Below are 11156 nucleotides of genomic sequence, written 5' to 3'. Positions count from 1 at the left end.
GAGAAAACAGAAAATACGAAAAAAACCATGATTTAAATTTGGTTAATCCATAAGAATATCGGGACAGTTTGACAAAGACAATTAAAAATCTATTTTGAAATTTTCGCCGGTTCTGTTGAAGAAACTTCCAAGGCAGTATAATCTAGTTTCCACCCGATGGTTTCCACAATCTTTTCCATTAGGAGAATAGTTCCTACTGCCTCTTTTTCTGCTTTTTCAAGCAAGCCACTTTGAGGAATCTTATCTACTATGTGCTTTTTTTGAATCTCTACTAATATCGGTAAGGTCTGATGTTGTAAAAGGATTTGCCCAACCTTCACGTTTATCGTAATATTTAAAATCGGTTTCTACTGTTAGTAATTCGGGTTTTGGAAAATTAGTGAGAATGATTTTCTTATTTTCTATATCACTTTCCATTCTTACTTTGCTAAGATCGAAGCCCACATGAGCTTTTGCAGTTATAAGGATGATAGCCTTTTTCTTTCCTAAGATCAAACTCACATACTTCTCCTTCATATTTTCGTAATGATAGATCTCAGAAAAATCTCCTTCCACAGAGATAAACTTACAAACGCTCTTAATTTTATCCATCAGGATAATAGATTGCTCATCTGCCCGAGATCTATTTTTCTGACTATTCAGCTTCGAAAATAGAAAATAGGCCAAAATGGCTCCAGCGGCAAGGCCTATAAAAAGATACTCCATATATCAAATATAACTAAAAGCTATTTACAATTTAACACTAATAGAAACCTGCACCTAGCCAACAATGTTCACGATCTTACCGGGAACAACGATTACCTTTTTAGGAGCTCGTCCATCCAACTGTTTCTGTGTGCGCTCATCTGCCAAGACCGCTTTTTCGATTTCATCTTTCCCCAGGTCTAAAGGCAACTCTATGGTAAATCTCATTTTCCCGTTGAAAGAAATAGGATACTCCTTATTGCTTTCTACCACATGTTTTTCATCAAAAATCGGGTATTTAGCTGTAGTAATAGAGGATTTATGTCCTAATTTACTCCAAAGCTCTTCAGCAATATGTGGGGCATAAGGTGCAATTAAAATAGCCAAAGGTTCTAATACCTCACGCTGATTGCATTTTTGAGCCGTTAACTCATTCACACAAATCATAAAAGTGGATACCGAAGTATTAAAGCTGAATTCCTCAATATCTTCTGTTACTTTTTTGATGGTCTTGTGTAGGGTTTTCATAGAATCGGCTGAAGCCTTTCCTTCTGAAACATGAAAAGACGGCTCCCCTCCTTCGGAGGAGTTGGGGGAGGAATGATACAATTTCCATAGTTTTTTCAAGAAACTGTGAACTCCTGTAATTCCAGCGGTATTCCAGGGTTTGGCTTGCTCCAAAGGCCCCAAGAACATCTCGTACATGCGTAAGGTATCTGCGCCATACTGAGCACAGATCTCATCCGGATTTACCACATTGTATTTGGATTTAGACATCTTTTCGACCTCTCTTCCAACGATATATTTTCCGTTTTCTAAAATAAATTCAGCATCAGCGAACTCCGGTCTCCATTGTTTAAAAGCTTCCACATCCAATTCGTCTGAAGCATTTACCATAGACACATCTGCATGAATTGGCTGCACATTTTTACCCTCGATCAATCCTTTGGAAACAAAAGTATTCTCCCCTTCAACTCTATACACCATCGCACTCATCCCAAGAATCATCCCTTGGTTGATGAGTTTTTTGAAAGGTTCTTTTACCGTCACTAATCCGCGATCGTATAAGAATTTCACCCAAAACCTGGAGTACAACAAGTGTCCGGTAGCATGCTCGCTTCCTCCAATATATAGATCTACATTTTCCCAATATTTCTGAGCTTCTTCTGAAGTAAATCTCTCCTGATTGTCGGCATCCATATATCTAAAGAAATACCAAGAACTTCCAGCCCAGCCCGGCATTGTGTTGAGTTCAAGAGGATATATTCCACTGTCAGAAGACCCCTCGACTCCGCTCGGGGTGACATCACCCCTAATTTTGTCATGCTGAACTTGTTTCAGCATCTCATTGGACACAACTTTATTGTTATTCGCATCCCATGCCCAAGTAGTGGCACGCCCCAAAGGCGGCTCGCCTTCTTCTGTTGGAAGGTATTTTTCTACTTCCGGTAATTTAAGTGGTAAATGCTCATCTGCGATCATTTGTGGCAACCCATTTACATAATACACAGGAAATGGCTCTCCCCAATACCGCTGTCTGGAAAATACAGCATCCCGTAATCTATAATTGATCTTTCCTTTTCCTGCATTCACCGCTTCCAAGGCTTCAATGGCTTTTTGAGTAGCATCTTTATAGCTTAGTCCGCTAAGGAAATCGCTATTCGCGATCTTAGTTCCATTCTTTTCGGCATAAGCTTCTTCAGAAATATCTATTCCCTCAAAAATATTTGGAATAGGCAGTCCAAAATGTTTTGCAAAATCATAATCCCGCTGATCCCCACAAGGAACCGACATTACTGCTCCGGTACCATAGCCAGCCAAAACATAATCTCCAATCCAAACTGGAATTTTCTCCCCGCTTAATGGATGAATTGCATAAGCGCCTGTAAATACTCCAGTAATGGTTTTTACATCTGCCATTCGCTCGCGCTCACTTCGCTTAGCCGATTTTTCTATGTATGCGTTAACCGCTTCTTTTTGTTCCTCGGTAGTTATTTCCTGCACCAGTTCATGTTCGGGAGCAAGTGTCATAAAACTCACTCCAAAAATAGTATCTGGCCTGGTAGTGAATACCTCAATCCCCCTATCCCCCAGAGGGGGAACTTTATAATTATTTAATTCTTTTTGGATATCTTCTAAAACTGAATCTAAGTTTCCTATTACTTCTTCATTAGTAAAACGAATTACTTTAAATCCTAGGTCATTTAAAATCCTAGACCTTTCTATATCTTTTTCTTCTTGAGAAAGATGGATTCCACCATCAACTTCTACAACAAGTTTCTTTGTCAAACAAACAAAGTCGACTATGAAATCTGCAATTAAATGTTGTTGTCTAAACTTTGATCCTAATTTCTTTGCTTTTAATTCCTGCCAAAGTATTTTTTCAGCATCTGTCGGATTATTTCTCATTTTCTTCGCTTTCTCAAGCAACAAATGAGAGTTGTTTCCACCAGTCATATAACCAGGCCTTGAGTTTCCTTTCCCTTTGGGGAAGGTTAGGATGGGGAATTTTACAAGCGCCCCTTTAGATCGTCCAATCCAATTGGTTTGGGAATCTTTAAGTGGTTGCGGCCAATCGATACCGGAAAGATCGTCCAGTAAACGTTGGGCATATGCTGAAATACGCATGCTCCATTGTGTCATCTTTTTTCGAACTACCGGATACCCTCCACGTTCTGAAACTCCGTTTACAATTTCGTCATTCGCCAGCACAGTCCCCAGTTCCGGGCACCAGTTGACTTCGGTTTCAGCTAAATAGGTGAGTCGGTATTTTAAAAGGACTTGTTGTTTTTCTTCAGTAGAAAAAGCATTCCATTCTTCCGCATTAAATGTTTCTACATCTTCATCGCAAACGGCATTAACAGTGGTATTTCCTTCAGCAGCAAAAATTGTTTCTAAGTCTGAAATAGCTCGTGCTTTATCCTGATTTTTATCGTACCAAGACTCAAAAAGTTGAATAAAGATCCATTGCGTCCAGCGGTAATAATCTGGTTCGCTGGTTCGCACTTCTCTACTCCAATCGAATGAAAAACCTATTTGATCGAGCTGCTGGCGATATCTTTTTATATTATCTTCAGTAGTAATTGCGGGATGCTGCCCCGTTTGAATGGCATATTGTTCCGCCGGTAAACCAAAACTATCATAGCCTTGCGGATGCAACACATTAAATCCTTTGTGACGTTTAAATCTTGCATAAATATCACTGGCGATATATCCTAGAGGGTGCCCCACATGTAATCCCGCTCCGGAAGGATAAGGAAACATATCCAACACATAGAATTTTGGCAAATCACTTTTATTCTTCGCTTTAAAAGTTTGGTTCTCTGCCCAATATTTTTGCCATTTGGCCTCAATCTCATTAAAATGGTAACTCATCCTCTATTTTTTCTGATTACGCAGTAATACTTCACTGTAATGCGCGCAAATTTACAATTTTAAACTTCTTTCTATGTCCTATTTTTAGACAGATTCTAGCTGTATTCTAGCTTGCTTCTCCATTGGCAGCAAACATTCATAGATAAATTGATTCACGGGAGTTGGAATGCCAAGACGCATACCTTCATTTACAATATAGCCGTTAAAATTTTCCAATTCTGAAGGTTTTCCCTCCATGATATCTCGTTGAGTGGAAGCTGTGGTTTTGGGATCTAACTTATGTATCACTTCAAAAGCAGCCTTTATATGTTCTTCCTTTAAAGCAATTCCTTTTGCGTGAGCTACATTTTTAATTTCTTCTGAAGTTTTTCTCATGAGATCCATTAAATATGCACTTTCTCTCATTTCTCCTATACGAACTCGGGTAAGTCCACCTAATGCACTTATGGTAGCTATGAACAAAAATTTCTTCCAAACTTCTAACGATATATCTTCTGAAACTACATTAGTAATTCCGGCCTCTGTAAACACTTTTTGAAGTTTTTGAACTCTTTCAGATTTAGAATTATCTAATTCTCCAAAAGTGATCTTAGGCTCAAAACCTACATGTTTTATTTTCCCCGGAGCCTCAACTAAACTTACGATATGGCAGAGTCCGCCGAGAATGTTTTTCTCAGGCAACACCTTTATTAAATTCTCTACATTGTTTGCTCCATTCTGAAGTGGTAATACCATGGTAGCTTCATTGATAATCGATTTTAACTCCTTTGCTGCATCCGGAATTTGCCAGGATTTTACTCCCAAGATTATTAATTCGGGAGCTTCAACTTCACTTAAATTATCTGTCGCTAATGTTGGTGTAATTGTAAAATTTCCATTGATACTTTCCACCTTTAAACCATTCTTTTTAATTGCTTCCAGATGTTTTCCGCGGGCGATAAAACTAACCGAATTCCCTGCTTCGGCCAATCTACCTCCAAAATATCCACCTATACCTCCAGCGCCATATACTAATATTCTCATGCTTGTAATTTTCAACTAAATTAATCTAATAAGAATAATTTGGAAACTTTGAACGTTTTAAAGAAAGTGAACGCTTAACTTTCTTATTTTTACACCAAAATCTATAATTACTATATGAGTGCATCTTTTGAAAGGTATCAAAAACGACGATTGATCTCGTCTTATTTTTCTGTAGTTATAAGTATTTCGCTAGTATTATTTTTATTAGGCCTATTAGGCTTATTGGTTTTGAACACCAAAAAGGTAGCTGATCATTTTAAGGAACAAATTGCCTTAACAGTATATCTTAAAGATACTGCGAAAGATGTGGAGATCGAGCAGTTAAAAAAGAGCTTGGCATTAGCAGAATATACCAAATCCAGTGTTTTTGTTTCTAAAGAAGAAGCTGCAGAAGAGCACAGCAAGGAAATAGGGGAAAATTTTATGGAATTCCTAGGTTATAACCCTCTACAAAATTCTATAGATATTCACATGAAAGCAGATTATGTCTCTTCAGATCAGATAGACAAAATTGCTGAAGATCTAACTTCTAAAAACTATGTAGATGAAGTGGTTTACGACAAACCTCTGATCTCACTTTTAAATGACAACGTTAAAAAAATAAGCTTTTGGGTGTTAGTAATTAGTGGGATCTTCACTTTTATAGCTGTTCTTTTAATAAACAGCTCTATTAGATTGGCAGTTTACTCAAAACGATTTATTATTAAAACCATGCAAATGGTTGGGGCTACCAAAAGTTTTATTCGCAGGCCATTTATCTGGCAAAGTGTGAAGTTAGGGATTATTGGAGCCGTATTGGCTTTAATTGGAATGGCCGGAGTACTTTACTATTTAAATAATAGTTTTCCGGAATTGGAATTATTAAGCGATAAGAAAATATTAACTGGTTTATTTGTAGGGATTTTTCTAATGGGAGCGCTTATTACTTGGTTAAGTACCTTTTTTGCTACTTCCAGATTCCTGAATCTTAAAACCGACGAATTGTATTATTAAAAAAACTGGCAACTATTAAGTTGGAGATTTTAGCTAATTTTGAGGCCGATAAACTAATGCATCAACGACTTTTATTATAATGAATATTCGTGCATTCGTGGCTAAGTTGAGTTAATTTAAACCATAACTGATGAACAAGAACAAAAAACCTCTCCATAAACAAGATCTGAACTTTGTCTTCGGGAAACGGAATTATACTTTTATGTTTATTGGGCTTGCAGTAATTGCGCTGGGTTTTATTTTAATGTCTGGAGGTGGTAGTGACGATCCAAATGTATTTAATCCGGCTATCTATAATTTTCAAAGAATCCGATTAGCTCCTGCATTGGTCTTAATAGGTTTTGGAATTGAGGTTTACGCCATCTTATTGAATCCCAACAAAAAATAATTTACTTTGAACGAATTTGACGCCGTAATCCTTGGAATCATTCAAGGACTTACCGAATTTTTACCCGTTTCTTCCAGTGGCCATTTAGAACTTGGAAAAGCCATTCTTGGAGACAACAGTATCCCAAGCGAATCCTTGCTCTTTACAGTTGTCTTACATTTCGCAACTGCACTAAGTACCATTGTAGTTTTTAGAAAAGATATATTAGAAATCTTCAAAGGTCTTTTTCAGTTTAAATGGAACGAGGAAACACAGTTTTCATTAAAGATTATCCTTTCCATGATCCCAGCAGCATTAGTGGGAATTCTATTTGAAGACGAAATGGAAGTGCTTTTTGGTGGGAATTTACTGTTGGTTGGGTTTATGCTCATTATAACAGCTTTGCTATTGTGGTTGGCAGATAAAGCCAAAAATACCGAAAAACCTGTTAGTTATCGAAATGCTTTCGTGATTGGAATTTCTCAAGCAATTGCAATATTACCGGGAATTTCTAGATCTGGCGCAACAATTTCTACTTCGGTTTTATTAGGAAATGACAAAGCAAAAGCGGCAAGATTTTCATTTTTAATGGTGGTGCCTTTAATTTTAGGGAAAATTGCCAAAGATGTTCTTAGCGGAGATCTTTCCGAAAGCACCACAGAAACTTCTATTTTAATTATTGGGTTTGTAGCTGCTTTTTTAGCAGGATTGGTTGCATGTACCTGGATGATCAAATTGGTAAAGAACAGCAAACTGTCTTATTTTGCTATCTATTGTCTAATCGTTGGAATAATCGCAATTGGCTTTGGGTATGCAAACTAAAACATTCACCTCTGAAGAATTTAAAGAAGGACAAATTCTTTTGTTTGATAAACCTTTAGGCTGGACTTCTTTTCAAGTAGTAAATAAAGTGCGTTGGCTTATTCGCAAAAGCTGCGGAATAAAAAAAATTAAAGTAGGCCACGCAGGAACCTTAGATCCATTGGCTTCCGGATTATTAATTATTTGTACCGGAAAATTCACAAAGCGAATTGAAGAATTACAAGGTCAAGAAAAGGAATATACGGGCACATTTACTTTAGGTGGCACGACTCCTTCCTATGATCTGGAAACAGAAATTGATGAAACTTTTGAGACTAGTCATATTTCTGAAGCAGCTATTCACGAAGCAACTAAAAACTTTCTTGGAGAAATCTCACAATTTCCACCGGTATTTTCAGCATTAAAAAAAGATGGTAAACGTCTTTATGAGTATGCCAGAAATGGAGAAGATGTAGAAATTCCATCCAGAAAAGTAACTATTTCGACCTTCGAGATCACCAATATTGAAATGCCAAATGTGGATTTTAGAGTTACTTGCAGCAAAGGGACTTATATTAGAAGCCTTGCACATGATTTTGGAAAGGCACTAAATTCCGGAGCACACCTTTCAGCATTAAGAAGAACTAAAATTGGCACTTTTAATGTAGTAGATTCATTGGATATTGCATCTTTTGAAAAATTGCTACCTTAATCGCAGAATAATTATACGTTTTCGAAGTTTAAATTCTATGGATTTTTTTGACAGACATAAAGCCCTGATCATCACGTTGTTGTTTTTTGCTGTATTATTTTTGAGTTTATATAATTTAAATCTCTCCAATAATATTCAGAAAGAGCGAGAGCTATTGGTGGATCTAGATAGTTTTAAGGTTGAAGAAGTCGTAGAAGAAGAAAAGGAACCGGAAGAATTGGTGCCAACCAAAGCCCGGGAGAATATTGAAACCCATCAAGCCTTCAATCAGAATCAGGGAGCGAGAGATGCTAATTTCAATGAACAATTAAATGAGATCTTTCAAAAAAATAGCGCTGCTCAATTAGAATCTTCAGATGAAAATGCTTCCAATACGGTTGGTAGTTATAATCTCGCTTCAGCGAAGAAAAAAGAACCCAAAAAACAATCTGACGGCGATAAATCTTCAGAAATAAAATCGGCCCAGAAAGGCGGGATAGATAATAGTTCTATTTCTTATTCTTTAAAAGGGCGCACAGCCATTGATATTCCAAATCCTATTTATACCTGTGATAGATCTGGAAAAGTGGTAATTAATATCACAGTGAATGAAAACGGACGGGTTATTTCTACTAGTGTCAATAAAAGCAGCTCATCAACCAATAATGAATGTTTGACCGATCAAGCCGAAGAATATGCGAATCAGGCATATTTTAGCTCCATGCCGGGCCGTTCTTCCCAACCAGGTACAATTACGTATAATTTTAAGCCTTAAGCAGTATGAGCGAGCAAAAACGTTGCGGATGGTGCGAAGGCGATCCTTTATACGAAGCATATCATGATGAAGAATGGGGAGTTCCCGTGTTTGATGATGCCACGCTTTTTGAATTTTTGGTTTTAGAAACTTTTCAGGCAGGATTAAGTTGGATTACGATTCTTCGGAAAAGGGAAAATTTCAGAAAAGCTTTTGATGCATTCGACTATAAGAAAATCGCAAACTATTCTGAAGACAAAATTCAGGAGCTTTTACAAGATGCCGGAATCATTCGAAATAAATTAAAAGTAAGAGCCACGGTGACCAACGCACAGTTCTTTATGAAGGTTCAAAAAGAATTTGGAAGCTTCAGCAACTATATTTGGGGATTTGTAGATGGAAAACCGGTAACGAATGCTGTTATCGATTATAAAAAAGCACCTCCAACAACAGAAATTAGCGATGCACTAAGCAAAGACCTTAAAAAACGCGGATTCAAATTTGTTGGCTCCACGGTGATCTACGCTCATATGCAAGCGACAGGAATGATCAACGATCACGAAGTAGACTGTTTTAGATATAATGAGGTTTAAGTAATATTTAAGTCATTTGACTTTTACAAATATCGTCACCCTGAACAGGTTTCAGGGTCTCTCTAGGAGTTCAAAAGAAGCTGAAACTAGTTCAGCTTGACGAAAAATTGCAATACTATAAGGTTGTTTACTAAACCATAAAAGAAAAAACTTGCTTAAAAAACTATATTGGTTCATATTAGTTGCCCTTGGTTTTTCCACAATTCTACCCAGCCTATTTTATGATTTTTGGTTTTTAGACCTATTTGCACACTTTAGAGTTCAATATATATTGGTTTTGCTCTTTTTGTTCCTAATAAGTTTTCATATAAAAAGTAAGCTTTTCTCTAAGCTTTTCATTGTATCCTTAGTTATCTGGAATAGTATTTATATACTTCCGCTATATTTTTCCAATGCTACTATTTCTGAAAACACTAATGAAGATTTATCAATTCTCTCCGTAAATCTTCTATCATCAAATACTAATTCTGCTCAAGTTTTAGAATTAATCAGAGAGAAAGATCATGATATATTGGTTTTAATGGAATTGACTCCTCATTGGGAAACCGAATTGAAAAGTGTTTTTAAATCCTATCCATTTTACAAAGTAGAACCGAGACATGACAATTTTGGAATTGCTTTATTCAGTAAAATTGATATGAGTTCTTCCATCGTGTATTTTGAAAATAGCTTAAAACCATCTATAAAGGCAGAATTGTCTTTCGGTGGGAAACCACTTAGCATTTTAGCTTCCCATCCCGTTCCGCCAATTAGTTCAGCATATTTTGATTCAAGAAATAGTCAGCTGCAGGATATTGCTAGAAAGAGAAGAGGTTTTTCAGAAAATTTCATTTTAATAGGCGATTTAAATACGTCTTCTTTTTCATCACATTTCCAAGAACTACTTTCTAATGCGGATTTGGTAGATTCTAGAAATGGTTTCGGAATCGCTTCAACTTGGCCTGTCGGCTTTTACCCTTTAAGAACGACTTTAGACCATTGTTTGATTGGAGGAGATCTTCAGGTTTTAGAAAGATATGCCGGAAAAAATGTAGGCTCAGATCATTTGCCCATTTTCATAAGAGTCGGGATTTAAAAGTTTTTTTAGTAGAACTCTTACTCCAAATACTTCAAAAACTCCTTTCTAGGAATTTCAGTGGCTCCCAAACTATTTAAATGTCGGGTGTAGATCTGGCAATCTATTAGAGAAATCCCTTCGGCTTTCAATTTTCTTATATACTTGATAAATCCATATTTTGAGGCATTGCTCACTTTAGCGAACATACTTTCTCCGCAAAACACCTTTTTCTCTTTTAGATAAATGCCGTAAAGTCCGCCAACCAATTCATCATTTTGCCATACTTCAACAGATTGCACAATTCCTAAATGATGCAGTTTCAAATAGGCATCTTTAATCTCTTGGGTAATCCAGGTTCCGTTTTGCCCATCTCGCTGGATAGCAGCACAATTTTCTATGACCGATGAAAAATTTTGATTGTAAGTAACCCTAAAAGCTTCCTTTTTAAGGAGTTGTCGCATACTTTTGGAAACCTTTAAATTTTCTGGGAACAAGACCATTCTAGGGTCTGGGCTCCACCAAAGAATAGGTTCTGAAGCATCATACCACGGGAAAATGCCATGATTATATGCGTCTAATAGGCGTTCTACGGAAAGATCTCCTCCCATCGCCAAAAGCCCGTCCGGGTTTGCAAATTCCACCGGTGGAAATTTTTGATATGGAGTTGAAGATTTCAATTTAATTAGATTCGATATTGAAATTTAGGTGATAGAAGCCTGAAACCACAAATTTTTTAAAATATTTTTTTTAAGAAGGTAAAATGTCCCGTTTTGTCTGTTCGAGCCCTTCAACTTCACTAAGGATAAACTAAAGTCGAG

At 36.8% G+C, this 11156-nt stretch carries 10 protein-coding genes and 1 pseudogene; 7 read left to right on the top strand and 4 right to left on the bottom strand.

Features of this window, described 5'->3' with window-relative positions; translation table 11 throughout:
* Positions 1–89: 89 nt before the first annotated feature.
* The 3 genes and pseudogenes from ON07_RS15435 to ON07_RS12050 all read right to left on the bottom strand — a co-directional run bounded on the left by ON07_RS15435 (position 90) and on the right by ON07_RS12050 (position 5082).
* Positions 90–705 (bottom strand): annotated as a pseudogene (locus ON07_RS15435) (DUF4230 domain-containing protein).
* Positions 706–759: 54 nt separating this feature from the next.
* Positions 760–4059 (bottom strand): leucine--tRNA ligase, encoded by a 3300-nt coding sequence (locus tag ON07_RS12055; RefSeq protein WP_010231823.1) that lies wholly within the window; start codon positions 4057–4059, stop codon positions 760–762.
* 84 nt (positions 4060–4143) lie between these two features.
* A complete protein-coding gene (locus tag ON07_RS12050) occupies positions 4144–5082 on the bottom strand; it encodes a ketopantoate reductase family protein (protein WP_010231820.1) in 939 nt (312 codons plus the stop codon).
* Between the two features lie 114 nt (positions 5083–5196).
* On the opposite strand from ON07_RS12050, the gene ON07_RS12045 reads away from it, so the two are divergent.
* From ON07_RS12045 to ON07_RS12015, 7 genes are all read left to right on the top strand, one after another.
* The gene (locus tag ON07_RS12045) at positions 5197–6075 is read left to right on the top strand and encodes a cell division protein FtsX (protein ID WP_010231817.1); all 879 of its coding nucleotides are present in this window, start codon (positions 5197–5199) and stop codon (positions 6073–6075) included.
* A 130-nt stretch (positions 6076–6205) separates the two neighbouring features.
* A complete protein-coding gene (locus ON07_RS12040) occupies positions 6206–6463 on the top strand; it encodes a DUF3098 domain-containing protein (protein ID WP_029331911.1) in 258 nt (85 codons plus the stop codon).
* 6 nt (positions 6464–6469) lie between these two features.
* Complete coding sequence (locus ON07_RS12035) at positions 6470–7264, top strand: undecaprenyl-diphosphate phosphatase (RefSeq protein ID WP_010231812.1); 795 nt, start codon at positions 6470–6472, stop codon at positions 7262–7264.
* The gene (gene truB / locus ON07_RS12030) at positions 7254–7955 is read left to right on the top strand and encodes a tRNA pseudouridine(55) synthase TruB (protein WP_010231807.1); all 702 of its coding nucleotides are present in this window, start codon (positions 7254–7256) and stop codon (positions 7953–7955) included. Before ON07_RS12035 ends, truB begins: the two co-directional genes overlap by 11 nt.
* A 37-nt stretch (positions 7956–7992) precedes the next feature.
* Positions 7993–8709, top strand: coding sequence for a TonB family protein (locus ON07_RS12025; protein WP_010231803.1), 717 nt, complete (start codon positions 7993–7995; stop codon positions 8707–8709).
* A 5-nt stretch (positions 8710–8714) separates the two neighbouring features.
* Positions 8715–9281 (top strand): DNA-3-methyladenine glycosylase I, encoded by a 567-nt coding sequence (locus ON07_RS12020; protein ID WP_010231800.1) that lies wholly within the window; start codon positions 8715–8717, stop codon positions 9279–9281.
* A 151-nt stretch (positions 9282–9432) separates the two neighbouring features.
* Positions 9433–10356 (top strand): endonuclease/exonuclease/phosphatase family protein, encoded by a 924-nt coding sequence (locus tag ON07_RS12015; protein ID WP_010231797.1) that lies wholly within the window; start codon positions 9433–9435, stop codon positions 10354–10356.
* A gap of 20 nt (positions 10357–10376) precedes the next feature.
* Here the strand turns inward: ON07_RS12015 and aat are convergent, their stop codons facing one another.
* Positions 10377–11015: a leucyl/phenylalanyl-tRNA--protein transferase gene (gene aat / locus ON07_RS12010; protein ID WP_010231794.1), complete on the bottom strand. Its 639-nt coding sequence runs from the start codon at positions 11013–11015 to the stop codon at positions 10377–10379.
* Positions 11016–11156 lie beyond the last annotated feature (141 nt).

The organism is Gillisia marina (genome assembly GCF_000258765.1).
GTDB lineage: Bacteria > Bacteroidota > Bacteroidia > Flavobacteriales > Flavobacteriaceae > Gillisia > Gillisia marina.
The sequence above is the reverse complement of the archived record's forward strand: the minus strand, read 5'-3'. Positions and strand labels throughout refer to the sequence as shown.

What these genes read in the sequence shown, in the direction of transcription:
- truB (WP_010231807.1), top strand. Translation starts at nt 7,254, where the DNA reads ATGCAAACTAAAACATTCACCTCTGAAGAATTTAAAGAAGGACAAATT.
- ON07_RS12045 (WP_010231817.1), top strand. Translation starts at nt 5,197, where the DNA reads ATGAGTGCATCTTTTGAAAGGTATCAAAAACGACGATTGATCTCGTCT.
- ON07_RS12040 (WP_029331911.1), top strand. Translation starts at nt 6,206, where the DNA reads ATGAACAAGAACAAAAAACCTCTCCATAAACAAGATCTGAACTTTGTC.
- ON07_RS12025 (WP_010231803.1), top strand. Translation starts at nt 7,993, where the DNA reads ATGGATTTTTTTGACAGACATAAAGCCCTGATCATCACGTTGTTGTTT.
- ON07_RS12055 (WP_010231823.1), bottom strand. Translation starts at nt 4,059, where the DNA reads ATGAGTTACCATTTTAATGAGATTGAGGCCAAATGGCAAAAATATTGG.
- ON07_RS12050 (WP_010231820.1), bottom strand. Translation starts at nt 5,082, where the DNA reads ATGAGAATATTAGTATATGGCGCTGGAGGTATAGGTGGATATTTTGGA.
- ON07_RS12020 (WP_010231800.1), top strand. Translation starts at nt 8,715, where the DNA reads ATGAGCGAGCAAAAACGTTGCGGATGGTGCGAAGGCGATCCTTTATAC.